Genomic DNA, 25,571 nt, shown 5'->3' on the forward strand with positions numbered 1-25,571 from the left:
GCCCCCGCGAGTGCGGGGGCGGGCCGGACGTGTGATGCGGTGGGATGCCGTGCGGTGGGATGCCGTGCGGTCATCCGCCGATCGTCAGGACGATCAGTTGTCCACCGGGCGGACCCGGATCCAGGTCTCCAGGTAGTTCGCGGACTCGTTCTCGACCTCGATGCTGGTGCCGGTCTTCGGCACGTCCACACCGCTGTACGGGTTGTCCTTGGACCACCACGACTTCAGGTCGGAGAACTCGTCGACGCCCTTGGACTTCGGGATGACGGTCTCGGCGTCGGCCTTGTGCAGGGTCAGCGCCGGGACGCGGCGCGAACCGAAGGTCGAGTCGAAGCCCTGCATGCGCGGACGCATCAGGGTGCCGTCGGCCCACTTCATCGGGGTCGGGTGCGAGTCGACCGGCAGGACGAGGCCGTGGCCCGGGTGGGCGCTGACGTTGTTGTCGGTCTGCGAGGTGTCCCAGTACCAGATCAGCAGGCCGGGCTGGTACGCGTAGTGCTCGACCCAGTTCGGCTTGCTGGCGAAGCCGAAGTTGTACGGGCCGGTCTTCAGCGTCTGGTCGAACGACACGTACTGCTTGTTCTCCGCGATGTAGTACTGCGCGTAGTCCTTGGTGTACGAGCCGCCGAAGCGGGTGAAGCCGGCGGCGGTCCAGCCGTTGTCGCCGTTCTCCACGTCGTCGCTGAACACGGTCGCGCCGTCGGCGGTCACCGTGACGTTGTCCACCGCGAAGCCGCGGTAGTGCAGACCGCCGTCGGTGGTGTTGTGGTAGCGGAACTGGATCTTCTGGCCGGCGTAGGCGTCCAGGTTGAAGGACAGGTCGCCCCAGGCGGCGGCGAGGCCGTTGACGGCCGGGCGGCCGTTCTCCTTCGGGAGCGCGGTGCCGTTCCAGGTGCCGTCCACGACGGTCCAGGTCTTGCCGCCGTCGGTGGAGACCTCACCGAAGGCGTAGTCGAAGTCCGGCTCCAGCTCGTACCAGGCCTTGGCGTTGATGCTGGCCTTGGTCTTGCCGGTCAGGTCGACGTCCCGGGTCAGCGTGACGTTCAGGTTGTCGGCGCTGCCGCTCCACCACTCGTTGCCGCCCGCGAAGGGCTTGTTGATGTCGGTGGTGATGCTCTTCTTCGGCAGGTCGACGAGGAGCGCCTGCGGCAGGTCGGTGTTGTACTCCACCGGGCCGATGTGGTGCGTCGACTCGGTGCCGGCCTTGGCGTGGTCGACCTTCAGCCAGCCGAGCTGGTACTTGCTCCAGGCGTCGAGGTCGTTCGGCATGTCGCCGATGCTGTCCTTGCCCTCGCCGAGCCAGGAACCGGAGGACATCAGCGACCAGAAGCCGACCGAGTTGTCGATGCCCTTGCCGGCGGTGTCGTAGAGGTCCGGCAGACCGAGGTCGTGGCCGTACTCGTGGGCGAAGACGCCGAGGCCGCCGTTCTCCGGCTGCATGGTGTAGTCGCCGATCCACAGGCCGGTGTTGCCGACCTGGACGCCGCCGAGCTTGTTGCCCTCGGGGCCTGCCTGGCCCGTCAGGTTGCCGTAGACGTACGAGCGGTGCGCCCACAGGGCCTTGCTGCCCTGCTTGCCGCCACCGGCCGACTTGTCCTCACCGGCGTGCACGATCTGGAAGTGGTCGATGTACCCGTCGGGCTGGTTGAAGTTCCCGTCGTGGTGCGAGCCGTAGCGGTCCCACTGGTCGTACTGGGCCAGCGTCGCCTTGATCTGGGCGTCGGTCTGACCCTTCGCCAGCTGGTCCTTGTACCAGATGTCGACGGCGTCGCGGATCAGGTCCTGGGCGCTGGCGCAGACGTTGGAGCCGCAGTAGTCGGAGCCGTACCGGGCCTCGTTCCACGGCACCCGCACCCAGTCCGAGACCACGCCGTCGACCGAGTAGCGGCCCGAGGACTGCTTCTCGTAGAAGGTCTTCAGCGAGGGCTTGTCCTTGGCGAAGTACAGGTCCTGGTAGTGCGCCTGGTTGTAGTCGGCCTGCCAGGCGGTCGAGTTGTTCGTCGCGCGGTCCGGCGCGGCGATCTCGTTGTGCTTGGGGCCGGGCTCGCCGCCGTACTTGACCTTGCCGTCGGCGGTCTTGGTGGTGTTGTCGACCTGGTCGCCGAAGTCGACCAGGATCGTGAAGATCTTGTCCGTGCGCTCGCGGGCGAGCTCCACGTACTTGTCCTTGCCGAGCTTCACGCTGGTGCTGCCGTTGTGCTGCTCGACCTGGGCGGTGCCGTCGAGCAGCTGCTCGGTGGCGGCCTTGTGCTCGGCCTCCACCTTGGCCGTCAGCGGCCCCGGGAGGTTGTGCTCCGTGTTGACGGCCTGGACGGCGTCAGCCGGGTCCTTCGGCACGGGGGCCGAGCCGGCCGCCACGGCGGTGCCCGGGAACAGACCCGCCCCGAGCGTGACTATGACCGCCGCAGCCGTCGCGACCGCAGCGGTTCTCCTGGTGTTCTTCAACGTTGTGACGTCCTCCCCGACCGGGGCCAGCTCATGGCCAAGGCCCGGCAAACCAAAATGAAAGACAGGTGGACGTCATTTGATCCAAGCGTGCACGGAAAAGATAGACCTTGACCGTGACATGGGCACGGCGCTATCCTCCCCGACTTCACATCAGCTGACAAAGAGTCAACCGTATGAGCGTTAAAGCTTACTGAGAAATGGGGCGTACCCGTACCAACCGGCCGGGAAGCCGCCCGTTCCGGACCGCACCGGTGCGACGCCCGACCGGCCCCGAACGCACCGAGCCCCCGGCGCGGACGCCGGGGGCTCGGTGGCTGTGAAGTTGTCTGTTAAATGTTGGTCACTTCGTCAGGTCCGGACCGGACGAGGCGACCGCGGCCGGGGTGTCCGCGACGGCCGACTTCTCCTCGCCGCGGAAGGTGAACTTGGCGTCCTTGCCCTCGCCCTCGACGTCGACGACGACGATGTGGCCGGCCCGCAGCTCGCCGAAGAGGATCTTCTCGGAGAGGTGGTCCTCGATCTCGCGCTGGATGGTGCGGCGCAGCGGACGGGCGCCCAGGATCGGGTCGTAGCCGCGCTTGGCCAGCAGCTTCTTGGCCTCGACGCTGAGCTCCAGGCCCATGTCCTTGTCCTTGAGCCGCTCGTCCACCTTGGCGATCATGAGGTCTACGATCTGGATGATGTCGTCCTCGGACAGCTGGTGGAACACCACGATGTCGTCGACGCGGTTCAGGAACTCGGGGCGGAAGTGCTGCTTGAGCTCCTCGCCGACCTTCGCCTTCATCCGCTCGTACCCGGTCTGGGTGTCGCCCGTGGCCGCGAAGCCCAGGTTGAAGCCCTTGGAGATGTCCCGGGTGCCGAGGTTGGTCGTCATGATGATGACGGTGTTCTTGAAGTCGACCACGCGGCCCTGGGAGTCGGTCAGGCGGCCGTCCTCCAGGATCTGCAGCAGCGAGTTGAAGATGTCCGGGTGGGCCTTCTCGACCTCGTCGAAGAGGACGACGGAGAACGGCTTGCGGCGGACCTTCTCGGTCAGCTGGCCGCCCTCCTCGTAGCCCACGTAGCCGGGCGGGGAGCCGAACAGCCGGGAGACGGTGTGCTTCTCGGAGAACTCGGACATGTCGAGCGCGATCAGCGCGTCCTCGTCGCCGAACAGGAACTCCGCCAGCGTCTTGGACAGCTCCGTCTTACCGACGCCGGACGGGCCGGCGAAGATGAACGAACCGCCGGGGCGCTTCGGGTCCTTGAGGCCCGCACGGGTGCGCCGGATGGCCTGGGAGAGCGCCTTGATGGCGTCCTTCTGGCCGATGACGCGCTTGTGCAGCTCGTCCTCCATGCGCAGCAGCCGGGAGGTCTCCTCCTCGGTCAGCTTGAAGACCGGGATGCCGGTGGCGGTGGCCAGGACCTCGGCGATGAGCTCCTCGTTGACCTCCGCGACGACGTCCATGTCGCCGGCCTTCCACTCCTTCTCGCGCTTGGCCTTGGCCTGCAGGAGCTGCTTCTCGTCGTCGCGCAGGGACGCGGCCTTCTCGAAGTCCTGCGCGTCGATCGCGCTCTCCTTCTCGCGGCGCACGTCGGCGATCTTCTCGTCGAACTCGCGCAGGTCCGGCGGCGCGGTCATCCGGCGGATGCGCATCCGGGAGCCGGCCTCGTCGATCAGGTCGATCGCCTTGTCCGGCAGGAAGCGGTCCGAGATGTACCGGTCGGCCAGGGTGGCGGCGGCGACCAGGGCGGCGTCCGTGATGGAGACCCGGTGGTGGGCCTCGTAGCGGTCGCGCAGACCCTTGAGGATCTCGATGGTGTGCGGCAGCGAGGGCTCGGCGACCTGGATGGGCTGGAAGCGGCGCTCCAGCGCGGCGTCCTTCTCCAGGTGCTTGCGGTACTCGTCCAGGGTGGTGGCACCGATGGTCTGCAGCTCGCCGCGGGCCAGCATCGGCTTCAGGATGCTGGCGGCGTCGATGGCGCCCTCGGCGGCGCCCGCGCCGACCAGGGTGTGCAGCTCGTCGATGAACAGGATGATGTCGCCGCGGGTGCGGATCTCCTTGAGCACCTTCTTCAGGCGCTCCTCGAAGTCACCGCGGTAGCGCGAGCCGGCCACCAGGGCGCCCAGGTCCAGCGTGTAGAGCTGCTTGTCCTTGAGCGTCTCCGGGACCTCGCCCTTGACGATCGCCTGGGCCAGGCCCTCGACCACGGCGGTCTTGCCGACGCCGGGCTCACCGATCAGGACGGGGTTGTTCTTGGTGCGGCGGGACAGCACCTGCATGACCCGCTCGATCTCCTTCTCGCGCCCGATGACCGGGTCGAGCTTGGCCTCGCGGGCCGCCTGGGTCAGGTTGCGGCCGAACTGGTCCAGGACCAGCGAGGTCGACGGGGTGCCCTCGGCGGGCCCGCCGGCCGTGGCCGACTCCTTGCCGCCACCGGTCTGGTAGCCGGAGAGCAGCTGGATGACCTGCTGGCGCACCCGGTTGAGGTCGGCACCCAGCTTCACCAGGACCTGGGCGGCGACGCCCTCGCCCTCGCGGATCAGGCCGAGCAGGATGTGCTCGGTGCCGATGTAGTTGTGGCCGAGCTGCAGGGCCTCCCGGAGCGACAGCTCCAGGACCTTCTTCGCCCGGGGAGTGAAGGGAATGTGACCGGACGGGGCCTGCTGGCCCTGGCCGATGATCTCCTCGACCTGCTGGCGCACGGCCTCAAGGGAAATCCCGAGGCTCTCCAGGGCCTTGGCGGCGACGCCCTCGCCCTCGTGGATCAGACCCAGGAGGATGTGCTCGGTGCCGATGTAGTTGTGGTTGAGCATCCGGGCTTCTTCCTGAGCCAGGACGACAACCCGCCGCGCGCGGTCGGTGAACCTCTCGAACATCGTTTATCGCTCCTCAGAGCGGTCGGGCAGTTCGGGGTCCGTCCCCGCCCTGTCCTTCCGCATGCTAGTCCCGCTCAGCGGCGCGGCCCACGGATTCACTCCCCGGTAGAGGAGCGAGATGCTGCGCGACCAGCCGACACCAATCCCAACCTGATGCTGGGAATCGGTGTTCCCACAGGTGGGCCGGATGCACCGGAAACCGCTACGCCATCGGCGAACACGAGCCGCCGGGGCACAGCCGGGCCCTCTCCGGCCGGTCGCACTTGCTGCCCCTGGACGGGTCCAACAACCCGCCCACCTGCATTCATACCCGGTATCGGGGCGGTTCTCGCGCAGTTTCCGCGGTGGCGGTGTTCGCCTGGCGAGAAGTCCGGCCGTGGTGACGGTGGTTCAACGCGGTCGGAAGGGCCGGTGCGCCCGTCCCGGTGCGTCCGCGTTACCGCTTCGCCCCTACAGCGTTGCACAACTCGTGATTGTTCCGCCGCCCCGGCCCGCAGCCCCGGAAGCCCCCGGCCCGGCCGGCACGGCGGCCGTCCGGGCGCGCGCCGCGGGGCGCGGAGGTGGCTCCTCCGCGCCCCGCGCGTGTGTCGTCGGCGCCGTGGGCGGCCGCCGGGGTCCCGAACCCGCTCCGCCGGGCCGGCGGCGCCGGGCTCAGGACGCGTTGGCCTTGTCGTAGGCCTCGCGGACCGTGCTCGGCACCCGGCCGCGGTCGTTGACCTCCATGCCCTGCTCCTTGGCCCACGCGCGGATCTTCGCGGTGTCCGGAGCGCTGCCGGACGGGCGCGCCGCGGTCCCGCGGCCCGGGCGCCGGGAGCCGGCGAGACGGCCGCTCTGCTTGCGGCCCTTCTCCACGTAGGGCGCCAGCAGACCGCGCAACTTGTCCGCGTTGGCGCTCTTCAGGTCGATCTCGTAGGCAACGCCGTCCAGCGCGAACGTCACCGTCTCGTCCGCCGAACCGCCCTCGAGATCGTCTTCAAGAATGACCTGCACCCTCTGTGCCACGGGCTTCCCTTTCCGCTAAACGACCCATTGCCTAAGGAAAGGAAAGCGCCTTTCTCCGGAAAACACAAACCCCTGACCGGCTCGGAGCCGCTCAGAGGTGCAGCAGCATGCGCGAGTTGCCCAGTGTGTTGGGCTTCACGCGCTCCAGGTCAAGGAACTCGGCGACACCTTCATCGTACGAGCGGAGGAGTTCTTCATAGACGTCCGTAGCGATCGCCGCCGGGTCTGTCGTACCATCATCGGTTTCCTGGAGCTCCCCGATCTCGACGAAACCGTGTTTCGCGAAGAAGGCGACCTCGAACGTCAAGCAGAAAATCCGACGGACGCCGAGCCAGCGGGCCGTCTGCACCAGCTTCTCCAACAGCAGGTGCCCGATCCCGAAGCCCCGGCAGACCGGATCCACCGCGAGCGTACGGACCTCCGCGAGGTCCTCCCACATCACGTGCAGGGCTCCGCAGGCCACCACCGCGCCGTTGTCGTCGCGTTCCGCGACCCAGAACTCCTGGACGGATTCGAACAGTGTGACAGTGGGCTTGTCGAGCAGAATGCCGTCCGGCGAGTAGGCGTCGATGAGCCTGCGCACGGCCCGTACGTCAGGGGTCCGCGCGCGGCGGATGGTGACCTCCATGGCGGGACGTTATCGCGTCGCCCCCGGCGCGGTCTCCCCGGTATCCGCTCCGGCGCTATCCGGCGGGTCCGCCGCGGAATCCGCGCCGGGCGGATCGGACGGGAACAGAGCCGCCACCCGCAGCGCGTCCCGCAGCGCCTCGCGTTGCTCGGGCGACATCAGGCCGAAGAAGTGGACCAGGGCCGCCGCGGGATTGTCGCTCGTGGCCCAGGCGTCGTTCATCAGGGCCGCGGTGTAGGCCTCGCGCGAGGAGACCGGTTCATATCGATAGGCGCGCCCGGCCCGCTCGCGGCGCAGCCAGCCCTTTCTGTGCAGCTTGTCCAGGACGGTCATCACCGTGGTGTAGGCGATTTCGCGTTCCGACCGCAGATCCAGGAGAACCTCGCGAACCGTGACCGGTCGGTTCCACCGCCACACCCGGGTCATGATGGCGTTCTCAAGTTCGCCGAGTTGCCGGACCATAGTGCCGCCAGGATAGGGAGCGAATGGGGCCGGTGCCGTGAAGTGCCCCCGAACCGGCGCGCCGCCACCCCCGGGAATCGGGAATGGCGGCGCGCGCGGTGGTGCGGGGGGCGGCTGACGTCGTCAGTCGCGGGTTCGTTCCGCGGGGGAGCCCCCTGGGGGAGGCCCGCCGGGTCGGGCGGGCCCCGGGAGGGCTCAGTCGATGTCTTCCTTGGCCTTCTGGGCCCCGCCCTGGCTGCGGAAGATGGCCCGCACCAGGAATCCGAAGCCGATCGCCATGACCAGCGGCGGCACGATCGCGCTGACGTAGTCCATCAGGTCACTCCTCCTCGGTCTTCTCCGCCGTCGCGGCGGACGCCTTGGGCTCCGGCTTCACCAGCGGGAAGAGCACGGTCTCCCGGATGTTCTTGCCGGTCAGCAGCATGATCAGGCGGTCCACGCCGAGGCCGAGGCCGCCGGTCGGGGGCATCGCGTACTCCAGGGCACGCAGGAAGTCCTCGTCCAGCTGCATCGCCTCGACGTCGCCGCCGGCCGCCAGCAGGGACTGGGCGGTGAGGCGGGCGCGCTGCTCGACCGGGTCGATCAGCTCGGAGTAGGCGGTGCCGATCTCGGTGCCGAAGATCACCAGGTCCCACTTCTCGGCCACGCCCGGGATGCTGCGGTGCCGGCGGGTCAGCGGGGAGACCTCGGTCGGGTAGTCCTTGATGAAGGTCGGCCGGACGGCGTTCTCCTCCAGCAGGCGCTCGACCATCTCCAGCACGATCTGGCCGTGGCCCCAGGACTTCTCGAACGGGATGCCGTGGTCGAAGGCCAGCTTGCGCAGCTCCTCGACGCCGGTCTCCGGGGTGACCTCGACGCCCAGCCGGGCGGAGATGCCCGGGTAGACGCTGACCTCCTCCCACGGCTCGGCCAGGTCGATCTCGTGCTCCACGCCGTGCGGGTCCAGGCCCCGGATCACCGTGGTGCCCAGGGCGTCCCGGGCGGCGTTGATGATCGTCTCGCGGATCAGCTCGGCCTGGGTGTCGTAGTCGCCGTAGGCCTCGTACGACTCCAGCGAGGTGAACTCCGGGTTGTGGGTGGAGTCCGCGCCCTCGTTGCGGAAGTTGCGGTTGATCTCGAAGACCTTCTCGGCGCCGCCGACCACCAGCCGCTTGAGGTACAGCTCCGGCGCGATGCGCATGTAGAGGTCGATGTCGTACGCGTTGATGTGGGTCTTGAACGGACGGGCGTTGGCGCCGCCGTGCACCGGCTGCAGCATCGGGGTCTCGACCTCGATGTAGCCGCGGTCCTCGTAGGTGCGGCGGATCGAGCGGACGACCTTGCTGCGCAGGTGCAGGATCTCGCGGGCTTCGGGGTTCACGATCAGGTCGACGTACCGCTGGCGGACCCGGGCCTCCGGGTCGGTCAGGCCCTTGTGCTTGTCCGGCAGCGGGCGCAGGCACTTGGCGGTGAGCTCCCAGCGGTCCACCATCACGGACAGCTCGCCGCGCTTGGAGGTGATCACCTCGCCCTCGACGCCGACCTGGTCACCGAGGTCGATGTCGGACTTCCAGGCCGCCAGGCGCTCGGCGCCCAGCTTGTCCAGGGAGAGCATCACCTGGAGGTCGCCGCTGCCGTCGCGCAGGGTGGCGAAGCAGAGCTTGCCGCCGGTGCGGGAGAGGATCACCCGGCCGGTGATGCCGACGCGCTCGCCGGTGGCGGTGTCGGGCTCCAGGTCCGGGTGCTTGGCACGCAGGTCGGCGATGGTGCTGGTGCGGGGGAACCCCACGGGGTACGGGTCGACACCGGCCTCCCGGAGCCGGTCCAGCTTCTCGCGCCGGACGCGCATCTGCTCGGGAAGGTCGTCGGTCGCGGGAATAACGCTCTGATCGCTCACCCCACAAGGGTAGCCAGCCGTACACCGTGCTCCGCGACGGGCTGACGGGTGAGGGGAGACCGCGGTGGCGGCCTCCCCTCACGCGGCGTCGGTCCGGGCGGTCAGCCGTCCTGGCGCGCCCGGAACCGGCGCGCGGCGACCAGCGCGGCGCCGCCGAGCAGCACGGCCGCGGCGCCCGCCCCCGCCAGCGGCAGGACGGCGGAGGAGCCGGTGCTGGCCAGGCTGCCGCCGGCCGCCCGGCCGGCCGCGGGACCGTCGCTCCCGGCGCCGCCCGCGGCGGCCGGGGACGGCGAACCGGCGGCGGGCAGCGCGGCCGGGGCGACGGTGGCGGACGGCGCGGCCGTGGCGGACCGGGACGGGGCGGGCGTCACGGTGGCCGTCGCGCTGCCGGTGGGCGCCGGGGTGCCGGTCGCGCCGCCCCGGAGGGCGACCGTGACCAGGTCGTTGGCCGGGTTGTGGTCCCAGGCCATGACGGCGCTGGGGTGGCCGTCCTCGAACGTGCTCTGCTCGTTCTGCAGCGAGACCGTGGCGGTCAACGGCCCGGTGCCCGCGGGGAGCTTCAGGTTCAGCTTGTGGGCGACGGTGGCGCCGTTGGGCATGAAGCTGCTGCCCACCCCGTCACAGGTGAACTTGTTCAGGGGCTTGTCGGACTTGCGGCCGTGGACGTAGTCGTCCGCCCGGCACGTGGCCGGGAGGTCGGTGACGGTGACGCCTTCGGGGAGCTGCACGCTGACGTGGGGAGCGCCCTCGCCGCCGCTGCGGTCCATGATCGACGCCGGGCCCTTGTTCCCCATGCCGACGGTGAGGGAGCCGGCCGTGCCGGTGGCGTCGGGCGCCCAGCCGCCGGTCGCCTCGAAGTCGGCGCTGCTGTCGGCGAGGACCTCCTGCTCGGTGCCGTAGCCGTTCACGTCGAGGCCGGGCGGGATCCCCTCGCCGGCGGACTTGACCAGGGTGGCGGGCGCGCCCGTGCCCCGCTGGAACGACATCAGCTTGCGCAGGTCCGCGCCGTCGTTGCCGTAGACGTCCTCGGCGGTGAACACCGCGTAGTCGGCGAAGTCGTAGTAGGCCTGCGGGCCGACGCCGAGATCGAGTCCGTTGAGCTTGACCGCCTGGCCGGGGGCGATCTCGCCGTCGATGGTGCAGATGGCGTGCGTGGTGGGCTCCGGCTGACCGGAGTTCTTGTCGCTCCGGGTCCCCTTGTCGACGGCGTACTCGCAGTTGGAGGGCCAGGTGTCGACGGTGAGGCCGGTCGTCAGGAGGATGTTGACGATCGCGCGCTTGGCGGGGAGCTGGCCGTGGTTGGCGAACTCCAGGGCCGCGGGCAGCTTGCTGCCGACCTTGGCGCCCTTGTTCTGGGAGGGCGCCTTGGTGCGGAACACGGCCGCGCCGACGTCCACCCGGAAGTCCGCCGTGCCGGTCTGGGCGCCGGGGGCGCTGAGGGTCGCGTGGACCGTCCCGCTGGCGCCGGGCTTGACGCCGGCGACGGCGCTCAGCCACAGGCTGCCGGTGATGTTGATCTTGTCGTAGTCCAGCCGGTGGAGGTCGCAGGTGATCGTCTTGCCCTCGGTGCTGCAGCCGTGGGCGGTCAGCGTGGCCACGCCGTCGAGACCGGTGGTGTCGAGCGTGAGCTTGACGTTGTCGACGGGGCCGGTGCCGGTGCGGCCCACGTGCATGAAGACGTTCTCGCCCCACTGCGGCGGTGCGGTGGGCTCGGTCGTGAGCTGGTAGGAACCGGCCACGAAGATCTTGAGCTGGTGGTCGGCGGCATGGGCCGGAAGGGCGGCCGTGCCGACGGCCAGGGCGGCCACGACGGCGGCCGAACCCGCGCCGAAAGCCCGGCGGGTGCGGGTCGAGTGCATGCAATTCCCCCGATCGAATGGTGTAACCCCGAACATTAAAGAGGGATTACGGCCGGTCAATCGGGTTGATCCGGCACCAAATCCGACAGGTGGGGATCGAACGGCCCGCCGCGGGAGGCGATGGTTATGAAGACGTGATGTGCCATCGGTGGCGGAACCGAGGATTTGTCGACACATGGACGGAGGGGAGACCGCGCGGTCTCCCCTCCGGGGTGGAGAAGGTGGTTCAGCCGGTGCCGGTGCGGAGTTCGATCTCCTCCGGCGCCTCGTCGGCGGGCGGGGCCGGACGGGCCGGGGGCTTGGGGCGGCGGCCGAAGAGTTCGGCCGGGGTGGGCATCCGGTGCGGGCGGGGCGGGGTCTGCGCGGCGGGCTGCTCCGGGCGGGAGTCGGTGCTGCTCATCGTGGTCCGTCCTCCTACAGGGGTGGGGTGACTGCTCGGTGGTGCGGCGGGGTTCGGTACGGCCACCAGGTGGCGCGGTTGCCCGGCGGTGAGGGCGAGCCGTTCGCGCACCGCGGCCTCGGCCAGGGCGTGGCAGCGGCCGGCCAGCCGGGAGCGGCGGGCCCGCTCGCCGTGGCCGCAGGGCTGGCGGGTGAGCCCGCGCAGCGCGGTGAGGTCCTCGGGCCCGGGGAGGTAGCCGTCGGCCACGGCCTCCTCCAGGCGTTCCAGGTAGCCGGGGGCGCTGCCGGGCAGGGCGGAGCGGTAGCGGTGGAGGTCGGCGAGCAGGAAGGCGCGCAGTCGGCCGCCTTCCTGCACGGCCTCGTCGATCGCCTCGGTCAGGCGCAGGGCGTCCTGGACGTCCTCCGCCCACACGTCGGCCCCCGGCCCGGCGAACGCCGTCCGGTCGGGCCCCTGGAGGTGGACGGGGACGGCGGGGTGCAGGGCTTGGGCGAGGGCTCGGCGCAGCACGCGGACTTCGTCGGCGCTGAAGGCCATGCCGCCGCGCGATCCGTGTGGCGTAGGCATGGGTTGACACTACGTGAGGAATATCCGATTTGTCGGTAACGTCGCGCGGAATTCCCCACGGTCGGCCCGCTGGAGGGACCCGGATCCCGGACCCGGATCCCTGACCGGGATCAGCTCGGCCGGTTGCGCTCGTAGACCAGGCGCAGGCCGATCAGCGTCAGCCACGGTTCGTGCACGTCGATGGTGGTGGCCTCGCCGAGGACCAGCGGCGCGAGGCCGCCGGTGGCGATCACCTGGACGTCGTCCGGGTCCTTGGCGAGTTCCCGGGCCATCCGGTCGACCAGACCGTCGACCTGCCCGGCGAAGCCGTAGAGGATGCCGGACTGCATGCCCTCGACGGTGTTCTTGCCGATCACGTTGCGCGGGCGGGCCAGCTCGATCTTGCGCAGCTGGGCGCCGCGGACGCCGAGCGCCTCGACCGAGATCTCGATGCCGGGGGCGATCGCGCCGCCGACGTAGTCGCCCCGGGCGTTGACCGCGTCGAAGGTGGTCGCCGTGCCGAAGTCGACCACGATGCACGGGCCGCCGTACAGGTGGTTGGCGGCCAGCGCGTTCACGATCCGGTCGGCGCCGACCTCCTTGGGGTTGTCCATCAGGACGTGCACCCCGGTCTTCACCCCCGGCTCCACGATCACCGCGGGGACGTCGCCGTAGTAGCGGCGGGTCACCTCGCGGAGCTCGTGGAGCACGGCGGGCACGGAGGAGCAGATCGCCAGGCCCTCCACCGCGGCCTCCCGGACCGCGGTGTGGTTGCCCATCAGTCCCTGGAGGAGCACCGCCAGTTCATCGGCCGTGCGGCGCGGATCGGTGGAGATCCGCCAGTGTTCCACCACGTCCTCGCCGTCGAACAGGCCGAGTGTGGTCTGGGTGTTGCCGACGTCGATGGTGAGGAGCATGGGGCGCTTTCTGCGAGTCGGGACGGGACTGCTCTCGACCTGACGGTCAGGCGCGCAGGTCCAGGCCGATGTCCAGGATCGGCGAGGAGTGGGTCAGCGCGCCCACGGCCAGGTAGTCGACACCAGTCTGGGCGACCTCGCGCGCGCTGGCCAGGGTCAGTCCGCCGGAGGCCTCCAGCTTCGCCCGGCCGGCCACCAGCGCGACGGCCTCCTTCAGCTGCTCGACGGTGAAGTTGTCCAGCAGGATCAGGTCGGCCCCGGCCTCCAGCACCGGCGCGATCTGCTCCACGGTGTCGACCTCGACCTCGACCGGAAGCTCCGGGTACGCGGCCCGGACGGCCCGGAACGCCTCGGCCACGCCGCCGGCCGCGACCACGTGGTTGTCCTTCACCAGGGCGGCGTCGGACAGCGCCATCCGGTGGTTGGCGCCGCCGCCGCAGCGCACCGCGAACTTCTCCAGCGCGCGCAGGCCGGGCGTGGTCTTGCGGGTGTCGCGGACCACCGCGCCGGTGCCCTCCAGGGCGTCCGCCCAGGCGCGGGTGGCGGTGGCGATGCCGGACAGGTGGCAGAGCAGGTTGAGCGCGCTGCGCTCGGCGGTCAGCAGGTCGCGGGTGCGGGAGCGGACCGAGAGCAGCACCTGGCCGGCCTCGACCCGGTCGCCGTCCTCGACGTGCCGCTCGACCTCGAACGCCTCCTCGCAGACCAGCGAGACGACCGCCTCGGCGACCCGCAGTCCGGCCACCACGCCCGCCTGGCGGGCGGTGAAGTCGGCGGTGGCGACGGAGTCGGCGGGCACGGTCGCCACCGAGGTGACGTCCTCGCCGCCGGCCAGGTCCTCGGCCAGCGCCAGGGTGGCGATGTCCTCGACCTCGATCGGGTCCAGGCCGGCCTGCTCCAGCAGTTCGGCGAGCTGCGGGTCCAGGCCGGTCTCGTAGCCCTCGCCGTCCCCGCAGGCGCAGCCGTCGCCGCAGCCGCCGGCCCGGTCGGCCAGGGGGAGTTCCTCGTGGGAGTGGGTCATGGCGCTACTGCTCCTCAGGGGTGCTGACGGGGTCGCCGGAGGCGGCCAGGGTGGTGATCAGGTGGCGCCGCCAGTGGGCGTCGTCGCGCTCGGGGAAGTCCTCGCGCCAGTGGCAGCCGCGGGTCTCCTCGCGCTGCGCGGCGGCCGCGACCAGGGCGGTGGCGACCAGCAGCAGGTTGGCGGCCTCCCAGGTCTCCACCCGCGGGTCGGCCGGCTTCTCCTCGGCCACGTGCGCGTAGGCCTGCTCGGCGATCAGGGCCAGCCCGGCCGCCGTGTCGGCCATCGAGGCGGCCGAGCGCAGCACGCCCGCACCGCGCGACATCAGCCGCTGGATCTCGGCCCGCGCCTCGGAGGGCGGCAGCGGCACCGGCTGGGCGGCCCGGGCGGCGGCGACGTCCACCGTGCGCTCGGGCAGCTCGCCGGCGCGGTGCCGCGCGGCCAGGTCCGCGGCGATCCGCTCGGCGAAGACCAGGCCCTCCAGCAGCGAGTTGGAGGCCAGCCGGTTGGCGCCGTGCACCCCGGTGCAGGCGACCTCGCCGCAGGCGTACAGGCCCGGGACGCTGGTGCGGCCGTGCCGGTCGGTGCGGACGCCGCCGGAGGCGTGGTGCGCGGCCGGGGCGATCGGGATCGGCTCGGTGACCGGATCGATGCCGTGCGCGCGGCAGGAGGCCAGGATGGTCGGGAAGCGGTGCTCCCACATCTCGGCGCCGAAGTGCCGCCCGTCCAGGAACATGTGGTCGGCGTCCTGCTCGTGCATGCGCCGGATGATCGCCTTGGCGACGATGTCGCGCGGCGCCAGTTCGGCCAGCTCGTGCTGGCCCACCATGAAGCGGACGCCGTCCGCGTCCACCAGGTGGGCGCCCTCGCCGCGGACGGCCTCGGAGACCAGCGGCTGCTGGCCCTCGGCGTCCGGACCGAGCCAGAGCACGGTCGGGTGGAACTGGACGAACTCCAGGTCGCTGACGGCGGCACCGGCCCGCAGCGCGAGCGCCACGCCGTCGCCGGTGGAGACCGCCGGGTTGGTGGTGGCGGAGAAGACCTGGCCCATCCCGCCGGTGGCGAGCACCACCGCGCGGGCCCGGACGGCGCCGACGCCGTCCCGCTGGCCCTCGCCCATCACGTGCAGGGTCAGCCCGGCGGCGTGGCCCTCGGCGTCGGTCAGCAGGTCGAGGACGAGGGCGTGCTCGATCAGCTCGATGCCCGGGTCGCTGCGGACGGCGGCGACCAGGGCACGCGATATCTCGGCGCCGGTCGCGTCCCCGCCCGCGTGCGCGATCCGGCGGCGGTGGTGGCCGCCCTCCCGGGTGAGCAGGATCTCCCCGTCCCCGTCGCGGTCGAACAGGGCGCCGGTCGCGATCAGCCGGCGGACGGCGTCCGGGCCCTCGGTGACCAGCGTGCGGACGGCGTCCTCGTCGCAGACGCCGGCGCCGGCCACCAGGGTGTCGTGCAGGTGCTGCTCGGGGGTGTCGCCCTCGCCCAGGGCGGCGGCGATGCCGCCCTGCGCCCAGCGGGTCGAACCCTCGTCCAGCATCGACTTGGTGACCACCATGGCCCGCAGGCCGGCCTTGCGGACGTTGAGGGCGACGGTGAGTCCGGCGACCCCGGAACCGACCACGACCACGTCGGCGGTGGCGGTCCAGCCCGGGGCCGGGGCGGTGAGGCGATGCGTGACGGACATGGCTCTGCGACTCCTTCAGCGCGTGGCCGCGGCGGCCGCGCCGTTGTCGCCACCGTACGCCCTGTCACCGCGGAGCAGTCCGGTGCCCTCCTGGGCCTCGGCGGGGTCACCGCCGAGGCCGGTGATCCGGTTGTGCTCGTCCACGAAGACGATCTTCGGCTGGTAGCCCTTGGCCTCGGCCGTGTCCATCTGCCCGTAGGCGATGAGTATGACGAGGTCGCCGGGGTGGACCAGGCGGGCTGCGGCGCCGTTGATGCCGATCACGCCGGTGCCGCGCGGGCCGGCGATGGTGTACGTCTCCAGCCGGGCGCCGTTGTTGATGTCGACGATGTGGACCAGCTCGCCGGGCAGCAGGTCCGCGGCGTCGAGCAGGTCCTCGTCCACCGTGACGGAGCCGACGTAGTGCAGGTCGGCCTGGGTCACGGTGGCCCGGTGGATCTTGGACTTGAGCATGGTGCGGAGCATGTGGTCACGCCTCCTGTGAGTGCATGCCTGGGAAGGGATCGTGCCGCCTGTTCAGCGAACGATGATGCGGACGTTGTCGATCAGGCGGGTCGAGCCCACCGTCGCGGCGACGGCCAGCACCGCCTCGCCCTGGAAGTCCTCCGCCGCCTCGGTGAAGTCGTGCGGGTCGATCAGGGCGAGGTAGTCGAGGGTGACGCCTTCGGCGCCGTCGAGCACGGCCGAGGCGGCCTCGCGCACGGCCTTCGGGCCCTGCGCGGCGACGTCCCGGCCGGCGAACAGGGCCTTGGAGAGGACGAGCGCGCGGGTGCGCTCCTCCTCGGAGAGGTAGCGGTTGCGCGAGGACAGCGCCAGGCCGTCCTCCTCGCGGACGGTCGGCACGCCGACGATCTCGACGTCGAAGTCAAGGTCGGCGACCATCCGCTGGATGACCGCCAGCTGCTGGGCGTCCTTCTCGCCGAAGAAGGCGAAGTCCGGGTCGGTGATGTGCAGCAGCTTGGCGACCACGGTCAGCACGCCGTCGAAGTGGCCGGGCCGGGTCGCGCCCTCGAAGCGCTCGCCCATCGGGCCGGCCGTCAGGCGCACCTGCGGCTCGCCGTTCGGGTAGACCTCCTCGACGGAGGGCGCGAACACCACGTCGGCGCCGTTCTCCTCGGCCAGCTTCACATCGGCGTCGAGGGTGCGCGGGTAGCGGTCCAGGTCCTCGGACGGGCCGAACTGCAGCGGGTTGACGAAGACCGTCACGGCGACCCGGCCCTCCCGGCCGACCTGCTTGCGGGCGGCCCGGATCAGCGCCGCGTGGCCCTCGTGCAGGGCGCCCATGGTCATCACGACGGCGTTGTCCACCGGCCGCTCGTCCGGCCAGAACGCGGCCTCGAAGTCGTCCACGGTGTGCGTGACGACCGCCCGGTGGACCTTCGGCGTCCGCTGGGGCTTGCTCGGCTGCTTACCGCGTGCCATCTACCGCTTCTCCTCGTTCAGTACGTCCAGCAGCGCCGCCGCCGACGTCTCGTCGATCGTCCTGTTGGCGAGCGCCCGCTGCGCGGTGGCGCGGGCCATCGCCCGGTAGGCCGCCGGGATGTCCGGGGACACCGTACTGAGCTGCGCCAGGTGGCGCCGCACCGTCCCGGCGTCGCCCCGGGCGACCGGCCCGGTCAGGGCGGCGTCGCCCGAGCGCAGGCTGTTGTCCAGGGCGGCGCCGAGCAGCGGGCCCAGCATCCGGCCGGGCTCGGCGACCCCGGCCGTGCGCAGCAGGTCCATCGCCTGGGCGACCAGGGTGACCAGGTGGTTCGCGCCGTGGGCCAGGGCCGTGTGGTAGAGCGGGCGGACCTCCTCGGGCACCCACTCCGGCTCGCCGCCCATCTCCACCACCAGCGCCTCGGCGACCGGCCGCAGCTCCTCGGGGGAGGTCACGCCGAACGGGCAGCCGGCCAGCCGGGCCAGGTCCACGGAGGTGCCGGTGAAGGTCATCGCGGGGTGCAGGGCCAGCGGCAGCGCCCCGGCCCGGGTGGCGGGCTCCAGGATGCCGACGCCGTGCGCGCCCGAGGTGTGCACCAGCAGCTGGCCGGGGCGGACGGCGCCGGTGGCGGCGAGGCCGGCCACCAGGTCGGCCAGCGCGTCGTCCGGGACGGTCAGCAGGACGAGGTCGGCGGCGGCCATGACCTGCGGCGGGGTGACGATCCGCACGCCCGGCAGCAGGGCGTCGGCCCGGCGGCGGGAGGCGGCGGAGACCCCGGAGGCGGCGACCACGGTGTGCCCGGCGAGCTGCAGCGCGGCTCCCAGCGCGGGCCCGACCCGGCCGGTGCCGACCACGCCGACGGCGAGCCGGGCCGGTCGGTTGCCGGGGTCGCCGGGATCCCCGAAGGCCTGGTCGCCGAGACCGTCGGCGAGCGGGGAGAACTCGCTGGAGTCGGACGAGCTCATGTCCACCCTTGTCCTGAATGGCCGTTCCGGTCCACCTGGGGGTACCGGACGTACCGCCCCAGTGTACGGGCGGGTCAGTCCGCCGCCCCGGCCCGGATCAGCCCGGCCTCGTAGGCCAGCACCACCGCCTGCACCCGGTCGCGCAGCCCGAGCTTGGCCAGGATCCGGCCGACGTGGGTCTTCACGGTGGCCTCGGAGAGCACCAGCCGGGCCGCGATCTCGCCGTTCGACAGGCCCTGGGCGACCAGCAGGAACACCTCCCGCTCGCGCTCGGTCAGCGGGCCGAGGACGTCCGAGCCGGGCGCGCTCTGCGGGGTGGGCAACACCTCGGCGAAGCGGTCGATCATCCGGCGGGTGGTGGTCGGGGCGACCACCGCGTCGCCGCCGTGCACGGCGCGGATCGCGGCCACCAGCTCGGTCGGCGGGACGTCCTTGAGCAGGAAGCCGCTGGCGCCGGCCTTCAGCGCGGCGAAGGCGTACTCGTCCAGGTCGAAGGTGGTGAGGATGAGCACGTGCGGGGCGTCCGGCAGCGGGCTGCCGTCCTCGGCCAGGCAGATCCGGCGGGTCGCCTGCACCCCGTCCAGGCGCGGCATCCGCACGTCCATCAGGATCACGTCGACCGGCGTGTGCCGCAGCAGTTCCAGGGCCTGCGCGCCGTCGCCCGCCTCGGCGGCGATCTCGATGTCGCCCTGCGACTGGAGGATCATCCGGAAGCCGGTGCGCAGCAGCTCCTGGTCGTCGACGAGCATCACGCGGATGGTCAAGGTGGCTCCTAAGGGGGGCGGGGTCAGTGTGCGGCCTTGAGCGGGAGGACGGCCCGGATCCGGAAGCCGCCGCCGGGGCGGGGGCCCACGTCGAGGCTGCCGCTGACCATGCCGACCCGCTCGCGCATGCCGATCAGGCCGTGGCCCAGACCGTCCGCGCCGCCGGCGGCCAGCTGTTCGTCGGTGCTGCCGCGCCCGTCGTCCTCCACCAGGACGGCCAGTTCGCGTTCGCCGAAGTCGACCGCGACCCGGGCGTGCACGTCGGGGCCGCCGTGCTTGCGGACGTTGGTGAGCGCCTCCTGGACGATCCGGTAGACCGTCAGCTCGACACCGCGCGGCAGCTCGCGCGGGTGGCCGGAGGTCGCGTAGTCCACCCGCAGCCCGGCCGTGCGCACCTGCTCCAGCAGCTCCGGCAGCTCCTCGACGCCGGGCTGCGGGACGTACTCCTCGGTGGTGTCGGAGGTGCGCAGCACGCCCAGCAGGCGGCGCATCTCGACCAGCGCCTGCCGTCCGGTGGAGGCGATGGTGCCGAGCGCCTGCTTCGCCTGCTGCGGGGAGTTGTCGAGGACGTACGCCGCGCCGTCCGCCTGGACGATCATCACCGACACGTTGTGCGCGACCACGTCGTGCAGCTCGCGGGCGATCCGGGCGCGCTCGGCGGCGACCGCCACCTTGGCCTGGGCGTCCCGCTCGCGCTCCAGCCGGGCCGCGCGGTCCTCCAGCTCGGTCAGGTAGGCCCGGCGCACCCGGGTGAGCCGGCCCCAGGCCCAGCAGAGGATGAAGGGGGTGCTCATCAGCAGGGTGATCAGCACCGCCTCGCCGATGGAGTACGGGCGGGTGTGCGCCTCGCCCGCGCGCAGCTCCGTCTTCATCGGGTTCAGCTGCCAGAACGTCAGCGGTCCGGCGGCCAGCCCGGCGGCCAGGGCCAGCCGGGAGGTCCACTTCTGGCCGAAGGCGGCTCCGGTGTAGGCGAAGACCAGGTAGGCGATGGCCGAGCCGCCCGGGTCGATGTCGGCGGCCACCTGGGCGAGGGCGACTCCGGTGGCGCCGGCGACGGTGACGTCGGGGAAGCGCCGGCGGAAGACCATCAGCAGCGGCAGCACCACCGCGATCAGGAGCGCGGCGTCGAACTGCGGGCCGGAGGCGGATTCGCTGGCCGGCAGCAGGCCGAGGAGGAGCACGATCGACGCCCAGGCAGCGTCGACCACCATCGGGTGACGGCGGAGCCAGGCGTTGAGTCGATGCACGTCTCAAGCCTAGGCAGCCGCGCGAGGTGCCCAGGTCCGCCGGTAGGGCGATCCGGCCTACTCCCTAGGTCGGAGACGCCCCGGCTCCGGTTGGGAGGGGCTCCGCGCGGCCGGGTAGCGTCCCGCCCCATGACGTGGATGCGCTGGGCGCCGGCCGTGGAGCGGGCCCTGTACGACCCGGTCGGCGGGTTCTACCGCAGGCCGGAGGGCCCGGCCGGGCACTTCCGCACCTCGGTGCACGCCTCGCCCGGGTTCGCCCGTGCGGTGGGCCGGCTGCTGCTGGAGGTTGACGAGGCCCTCGGCCGTCCGGAGGAGCTGGCCCTGGTCGACGTCGGGGCGGGCCGGGGGGAACTGCTGACCGGCGTGCTGGCCGGACTGCCCGGCGAGGTGCTGGCGCGGCTGCGCCCGTACGGGGTGGAGATCGCACCGCGGCCGGCCGGGCTGCCGTCCACAGCCCTGTGGACGGACGCGCCGCCGCGCGGCGTGACCGGGCTGCTGTTCGCCAACGAGTGGCTGGACAACGTGCCGCTGGACGTCGGCGAGGTCGACGAGGAGGGGGTGCTGCGCTACCGGGAGGTGGACACCGCCACCGGCGACCAGCGCCTCGGCGAACCGGTCTCGGCGGCGGACGCGGCCTGGGCCGAGCGCTGGTGGCCGGTCGGCGGGCCCGGGGACGTGGTGGAGTTCGGCGGCCCCCGGGACGCCGCCTGGGCGCGGGCGGTGGCCGGGCTGGAGCGCGGGCTGGCCGTCGCCGTGGACTACGGGCACACCGCCGGGCGGCGGCCGCCGTACGGGACGTACGCCGGGTTCCGGGACGGCCGGGAGGTCGCGCCGGTGCCGGACGGCTCCTGCGACGTCACCGCGCACGTCGCGCTGGACGCCGTCGCCGTGCCCGGTCTCCACAGCCTGTGGACGACCCAGCGCGAGGCCCTGCGCGCGCTGGGGGTGAGCGGCGGGCGCCCGCCGCTGGCGCTCGCCTCCACCGATCCGGCGGCCTACCTGCGGGCGCTGGCCGGGGCGGGGGAGGGGGCGGAGCTGACCGATCCGGGCGGGCTGGGCGGCTTCGGCTGGCTGGTCCAGGCCGTCCGCATGCCGGTACCGCCGAGCTTGGAGAACCTGCCGGGATGGCAGACTCTGGGTCCATGAGGGAGACCACGGTCGGCATCGGGGCGGGAGCCGAGAACTTCACCGGCGGGGCGGGCACCACCGACATGGTGCTCAACATCGGCCCGCAGCACCCCGCCACGCACGGCGTGCTGCGGCTGCGCCTGCTGCTCGACGGCGAGCGGATCGTCACCGCCGAGCCGGTGATCGGCTACATGCACCGGGGCGCGGAGAAGCTGTTCGAGGCCCGTGACTACCGGCAGATCATCATGCTGGCCAATCGGCACGACTGGCTCTCGGCCTTCTCCAACGAACTGGGCGTCGTCCTCGGCGTCGAGCGGATGCTCGGCATGGAGGTCCCCGAGCGGGCGGTGTGGGTGCGCACCCTGCTGGCCGAGCTCAACCGGGTGCTCAACCACCTGATGTTCCTCGGCTCCTACCCGCTGGAGCTGGGCGGGATCACCCCGATCTTCCACGCCTTCCACGGCCGCGAGGACCTCCAGCACGTGCTGGAGGAGGCCTCCGGCGGCCGGATGCACTACATGTTCAACCGGGTCGGCGGCCTCAAGGAGGATCTCCCGGCCGGCTGGCTCGGCCGGGTCCGCACCGCCGTGGCCAAGGTGCGCTCGGAGATGCCGGTCTTCGAGGACCTCGTCCTCGGCAACGACATCTTCCGCGCCCGCACCGCCGGCGTCGGCACCCTCACCCGGGCGCAGGCCGAGGCGTACGGCGTCAGCGGGCCGATCGCCCGGGCCAGCGGCCTCGACTTCGACCTGCGCCGCGACGAGCCCTACCTCGCGTACGGCTCCGAGGAACTGCGGCGGGTGCTCACCGTCGTCACCCGCGAGGAGGGCGACTGCCTGGCCCGCTTCGAGTGCCTGCTGGAGCAGACCCTCAACTCGCTGGACCTCGCCGACGCCTGCCTCGACAAGCTCGCCACCCTGCCGCCCGGGCCGGTCAACCAGCGGCTGCCCAAGGTGCTCAAGGCGCCCGAGGGCAGCACCTACGCGTGGACCGAGAACCCGCTCGGGATCAACGGCTACTACCTGGTCTCGCGCGGCGACAAGACGCCGTGGCGGCTCAAGCTGCGCTCGGCGTCCTTCAACAACATCCAGGCGCTGACCGAGCTGCTGCCGGGAGCGCTGGTGGCGGACATGGTGGCGATCCTCGGGTCGATGTTCTTCGTGGTCGGGGACATCGACAAGTAGGCCGGTACCGGCGGGTTGGCCGGTGCGGGCAGGTGGGCCGGTGCCGGCGGGTGGGCCGCTACTTCTTCTTCCCGGCGGGGTCCGCCGGGTGCGGGGCCACCCTGCGGTCGCCCTTGGTGGCGATCCGCTCCTCGCACAGCCGGGCCAGCACCTCGTAGCCCGCCGGGCCCATCAGCTCGGTGAGCTCGGGGCGGTAGCTGACGTACACCGGCTCGGCGCCCTGGTGCGCGGCCGGCGCCCCGGTGCACCACCAGTGCAGGTCGTGGCCGCCCGGGCCCCAGCCCCGGCGGTCGTACTCGCCGATCGAGACCTGGAGGTAGCGGGTGTCGTCCGGGCGGTCGATCCAGTCGTAGGTGCGGCGGATCGGCAGCTGCCAGCAGACGTCCGGCTTGGTCTCCAGCGGCTCCCGTCCCTCCTTGAGGGCCAGCGCGTGCAGGGCGCAGCCGGCGCCGCCCGCGAAGCCGGGGCTGTTCACGAAGATGCAGGCGCCGTTGACCCGGCGGGTCTGCCGGTCGCCGTCCTCGTCCAGCATGGTGACGCCGCCGTCGGACCTGATCCGGCCCTTGGCGTCGGTGCCCTCGGCGAAGTTCTCCCACAGCTCCGGGGTCAGCCGCGCCGCGTGGCCCAGGACGCGCTTCTCGTCGTCCTCGTCCGAGTAGTGCGCGCCCAGCGTGCAGCAGCCGTCCGACTCGCCGCGGCCCTCGCGGATGCCGTGGCAGCCCTGGCCGAAGACGCAGGACCAGCGGGAGGTCAGCCAGGTGAGGTCGCAGCGGAAGACCTGCTCCTCGTCGGCCGGGTCGGCGAACTCGACCCAGGCGCGCGGGAAGTCGAGCGGGACCTCGTCGCGCGGGATCTCGCGGCGCAGGGTCGGCATCGCGAGGTCGACGGGGGCGGGGGAAGCCTCGGGCTTCGCCTTGGCCTTCTTCTTGGACGTTTCTGCTGGTGCCACCCGGCAAGGGTAGAGCTTCACGGGGGCGTACGGGCCGGCGGCCGCGCCTGCGGTCCCCCGTCGGGAGGCCCGTCGGCGGGCGTGAAGGCGGGGTGAAGAGGTCCGGCGGCCGGTACGGGGCCGGCGCGGGCGTGCCTACGATGGCGGCCGGTCCGCTACGGGGAGGTACGGGGATGGCAGGCGGCAGCACCGGGGCGTCCGACGGCCGCGGCAGCGGGTTCTTCCTCAAGCCGTGGGAACTGCACGGCGAGGGGCGGGAGTTCGAGCGGATCGGGGGCGAGCTGGGCAAGGCGGTGGGCGCCCTGGAGAAGGGCCTCGCCGAGCTCGGCACGCCCTGGGGCACCGACCAGCCAGGCAGTGCCTTCGCCGCCGTGTACGGCCCGGCGCGCGGGGAACTGCTCGGAGGCCTCAAGGCCCTGGCGGGCGGCGTGGGCGGGGTCGGGGCCGGGCTGCACGCGATGGCCGGGCGGACCACCGACACCGACACCGTGACCGCGGACGGCTTCGCGGGGACGTCCCGACCGGCGGGCGGTCCGTCCGGCGGGCGCCCGACCGGGCCCGCGGTCGCACCCGCGGCCCGTCCGGTCGCCGATCCGGCAACCCCGGGGGCGGCGCCGGTCGTCCCCCGGGGCACGGCGGTCTGAGCGGCCCGCCTCGAAGGGGAGATGCGCGTGTCCCGGAAACTGCCCGAGGAACTGGTCCCGCTCCTGGCCAGGACCGGCCGGTCCTGGCCGCAGGCCGACGAGGAGGCGCTGCGCAAGGCGGCCGCCCTCTGGCGGGAGTTCGGCGCGGAGGCCGACCGGCTCGCCCGCCGCTGCGGGGAGTCCGTCCAGCGGGTGACCTCCGAGAACTCCGGCCACGCGGTCGAGTCCTTCGGCGCGTACTGGCGGACCTACAGCGGCGGCGGCAAGGGCCACCTGGACGACGCCCACACCGCCGTCGGGCTGGTCGGCACCGCCTTCGACACCGCCGCTCGCGCCGTGGACGGCTGCAAGGCCGAGATCGTCGCCACGCTGCAGAACCTCGCCGCCGAACTCCGGCAGGCCGAGGACCAGGCCGCCGCGGTCCGGCGGACCGCCGCCTCGGTCGCCGCGGCGGCGCGGACCGAGGCCGGGCCCGAGCGGACCGGAGTGTTCGGCGGCCTGCGCAAGGCCGTCACCGGTGTCGCGGACGGCGTCGCGAACACCAACACCGCCCAGCTCGCCGCGGGTGTCGAGGAGGCCGCGGTCGAAGCGGCCGGGCTGAAGATCGCCGGACTGCTCGCCGAACTCGGCCGCAGCATGAAGGACGCCCTGTCCACCGCGCTCCAGGACCCGGCCGCCGTCGCCCTGCTGCGGCTCGGCACGGCCGCCGGGACGGGCGTCACCTCCGCCTCCCGGCGCACCGGCGGCGGCTTCGACCCGCGCGCCGCCGGACTGCCCGCCGCGCTCGGCGAACCCGGAGTGCTCGCGGCGGACGGCACCGGACTGGTCCTGCTCGCCGGCCAGGACGGCAGGCCCGTGATCGGCGTGCCCGGACTCGGCGTCCGGCTCGACGCCCACGGGCAGCCCGTGCTCGGCCCGGACGGCAGACCCGTCATCCTGCGCTCCGACGGCACGCCGGTCACCGACGCCGCCGGGCTGCTGGTGGTGACCGGGCCGGACGGCAAGCCGGTCGTCGGGGTCGCCGACCTGGCCGTCCAGCGGGACGGGCAGGGCAGGCCGGTGCTCACCGACGAGACGGGCACGGAGGTGCGCGGGCTGGCGCTGGCGGACCTGACGGACCCCAGGGACCTGGGGGAGCTGACGGGCCCGACGGGCCTGCCGGACCCGGCGGCCGCGCCGGACGCGAAGGGGGATCCGGACCGTTCCGACCGGAAGGCCGGCTCCGCGGGTCCGGACGCGGTGACGGTGCCGGCCGCGGTACCGGGGGTGGTGGAGACCGCAGCGGGCACGCCCGCACCGTCCTCCGTCGTCCCTGGCCCCGCCGAGCCGGCGGTGGACCCGCTCGGCGCGGCGGCCCCCGCGACCGGACCGGCCTTCCCGCCCCCGCACCGGCACCCGGCGGCCCCCGCCCCCGGCGACTGGTCCCCGCCGGGGCGGGACGACGGCCCGGCGGTGCGTGGCGACTCCGCGCCCCCGCACCGGGGTGGCGCCGCGGCGCCGGGCTGGTCGGACGAGGACTACCCGCTCCAGGCCCCCGCGCACAACGGCGGCGGGGGCGGCGCGCTCACCGAGTCCGTCC

The 25,571-nt window shown here is 72.5% G+C and carries 21 protein-coding genes; 4 read left to right on the forward strand and 17 right to left on the reverse strand.

All coding sequences use genetic code 11. The features are described 5' to 3' along the window. Positions 1-93 precede the first annotated feature (93 nt). The 16 genes from ABT247_RS16555 to ABT247_RS16630 all read right to left on the reverse strand — a co-directional run bounded on the left by ABT247_RS16555 (position 94) and on the right by ABT247_RS16630 (position 20,087). The gene (locus tag ABT247_RS16555; protein WP_350743394.1) at positions 94-2,445 is read right to left on the reverse strand and encodes an immune inhibitor A domain-containing protein; all 2,352 of its coding nucleotides are present in this window, start codon (positions 2,443-2,445) and stop codon (positions 94-96) included. A gap of 343 nt (positions 2,446-2,788) precedes the next feature. Next, positions 2,789-5,308: an ATP-dependent Clp protease ATP-binding subunit gene (locus ABT247_RS16560; RefSeq protein ID WP_097237352.1), complete on the reverse strand. Its 2,520-nt coding sequence runs from the start codon at positions 5,306-5,308 to the stop codon at positions 2,789-2,791. Between the two features lie 651 nt (positions 5,309-5,959). Then, positions 5,960-6,310: a histone-like nucleoid-structuring protein Lsr2 gene (locus ABT247_RS16565; RefSeq protein WP_350743397.1), complete on the reverse strand. Its 351-nt coding sequence runs from the start codon at positions 6,308-6,310 to the stop codon at positions 5,960-5,962. 91 nt (positions 6,311-6,401) lie between these two features. Next, positions 6,402-6,938, reverse strand: coding sequence for an amino-acid N-acetyltransferase (locus tag ABT247_RS16570; protein WP_350743399.1), 537 nt, complete (start codon positions 6,936-6,938; stop codon positions 6,402-6,404). 9 nt (positions 6,939-6,947) lie between these two features. After that, complete coding sequence (locus ABT247_RS16575; protein WP_350743401.1) at positions 6,948-7,400, reverse strand: BlaI/MecI/CopY family transcriptional regulator; 453 nt, start codon at positions 7,398-7,400, stop codon at positions 6,948-6,950. A gap of 319 nt (positions 7,401-7,719) precedes the next feature. Then, the gene (gene lysX / locus ABT247_RS16580) at positions 7,720-9,276 is read right to left on the reverse strand and encodes a bifunctional lysylphosphatidylglycerol synthetase/lysine--tRNA ligase LysX (RefSeq protein ID WP_350743403.1); all 1,557 of its coding nucleotides are present in this window, start codon (positions 9,274-9,276) and stop codon (positions 7,720-7,722) included. Between the two features lie 101 nt (positions 9,277-9,377). After that, positions 9,378-11,135: a hypothetical protein gene (locus ABT247_RS16585; RefSeq protein WP_350743405.1), complete on the reverse strand. Its 1,758-nt coding sequence runs from the start codon at positions 11,133-11,135 to the stop codon at positions 9,378-9,380. A 226-nt stretch (positions 11,136-11,361) separates the two neighbouring features. Then, complete coding sequence (locus ABT247_RS16590) at positions 11,362-12,099, reverse strand: hypothetical protein (RefSeq protein WP_350743407.1); 738 nt, start codon at positions 12,097-12,099, stop codon at positions 11,362-11,364. Positions 12,100-12,209: 110 nt separating this feature from the next. Beyond that, positions 12,210-12,995, reverse strand: a complete 786-nt coding sequence (locus ABT247_RS16595) for a type III pantothenate kinase (protein WP_350743409.1) — start codon at positions 12,993-12,995, stop codon at positions 12,210-12,212. 46 nt (positions 12,996-13,041) lie between these two features. Continuing rightward, on the reverse strand, positions 13,042-14,013 hold the full coding sequence (gene nadC / locus ABT247_RS16600) for a carboxylating nicotinate-nucleotide diphosphorylase (RefSeq protein ID WP_350743411.1): 972 nt from the start codon (positions 14,011-14,013) through the stop codon (positions 13,042-13,044). Between the two features lie 4 nt (positions 14,014-14,017). Next, entirely contained in the window at positions 14,018-15,691 is a 1,674-nt protein-coding gene (locus ABT247_RS16605; RefSeq protein WP_350743413.1) for an L-aspartate oxidase, read from the reverse strand. 15 nt (positions 15,692-15,706) lie between these two features. Then, positions 15,707-16,156 carry an aspartate 1-decarboxylase gene (gene panD, locus ABT247_RS16610; RefSeq protein WP_350743415.1) on the reverse strand — a complete coding sequence of 150 codons (450 nt, stop codon included), beginning with the start codon at positions 16,154-16,156 and terminating at the stop codon, positions 15,707-15,709. Positions 16,157-16,207: 51 nt separating this feature from the next. Next, on the reverse strand, positions 16,208-17,113 hold the full coding sequence (panC, locus tag ABT247_RS16615; RefSeq protein ID WP_350743417.1) for a pantoate--beta-alanine ligase: 906 nt from the start codon (positions 17,111-17,113) through the stop codon (positions 16,208-16,210). Further along, the gene (locus ABT247_RS16620) at positions 17,114-18,076 is read right to left on the reverse strand and encodes a Rossmann-like and DUF2520 domain-containing protein (protein ID WP_350743419.1); all 963 of its coding nucleotides are present in this window, start codon (positions 18,074-18,076) and stop codon (positions 17,114-17,116) included. A gap of 74 nt (positions 18,077-18,150) precedes the next feature. Next, complete coding sequence (locus tag ABT247_RS16625) at positions 18,151-18,840, reverse strand: response regulator (protein WP_350743421.1); 690 nt, start codon at positions 18,838-18,840, stop codon at positions 18,151-18,153. Between the two features lie 23 nt (positions 18,841-18,863). Then, a complete protein-coding gene (locus tag ABT247_RS16630) occupies positions 18,864-20,087 on the reverse strand; it encodes a sensor histidine kinase (RefSeq protein ID WP_350743423.1) in 1,224 nt (407 codons plus the stop codon). Positions 20,088-20,216: 129 nt separating this feature from the next. Between ABT247_RS16630 and ABT247_RS16635 the strand changes: the two genes are divergently transcribed. Continuing rightward, positions 20,217-21,233, forward strand: coding sequence for an SAM-dependent methyltransferase (locus ABT247_RS16635; protein ID WP_350743425.1), 1,017 nt, complete (start codon positions 20,217-20,219; stop codon positions 21,231-21,233). Beyond that, on the forward strand, positions 21,230-22,399 hold the full coding sequence (locus tag ABT247_RS16640; RefSeq protein ID WP_350743427.1) for an NADH-quinone oxidoreductase subunit D: 1,170 nt from the start codon (positions 21,230-21,232) through the stop codon (positions 22,397-22,399). The genes ABT247_RS16635 and ABT247_RS16640 overlap by 4 nt, the downstream gene beginning before the upstream one ends. Positions 22,400-22,457: 58 nt before the next feature. Here the strand turns inward: ABT247_RS16640 and ABT247_RS16645 are convergent, their stop codons facing one another. After that, on the reverse strand, positions 22,458-23,273 hold the full coding sequence (locus tag ABT247_RS16645) for a DUF3109 family protein (protein WP_350743431.1): 816 nt from the start codon (positions 23,271-23,273) through the stop codon (positions 22,458-22,460). A 248-nt stretch (positions 23,274-23,521) separates the two neighbouring features. Here ABT247_RS16645 and ABT247_RS16650 point away from each other — a divergent pair, with 248 nt between their 5' ends. Both ABT247_RS16650 and ABT247_RS16655 read left to right on the forward strand, forming a co-directional pair. Next, on the forward strand, positions 23,522-23,992 hold the full coding sequence (locus tag ABT247_RS16650) for a hypothetical protein (RefSeq protein WP_350743429.1): 471 nt from the start codon (positions 23,522-23,524) through the stop codon (positions 23,990-23,992). Between the two features lie 27 nt (positions 23,993-24,019). Continuing rightward, positions 24,020-25,571 (forward strand): WXG100-like domain-containing protein (locus ABT247_RS16655; RefSeq protein WP_502892456.1); only part of this gene is annotated, 1,552 nt, incomplete at its 3' end.

The organism is Kitasatospora sp. NPDC001539 (assembly GCF_040298565.1).
GTDB lineage: Bacteria > Actinomycetota > Actinomycetes > Streptomycetales > Streptomycetaceae > Kitasatospora.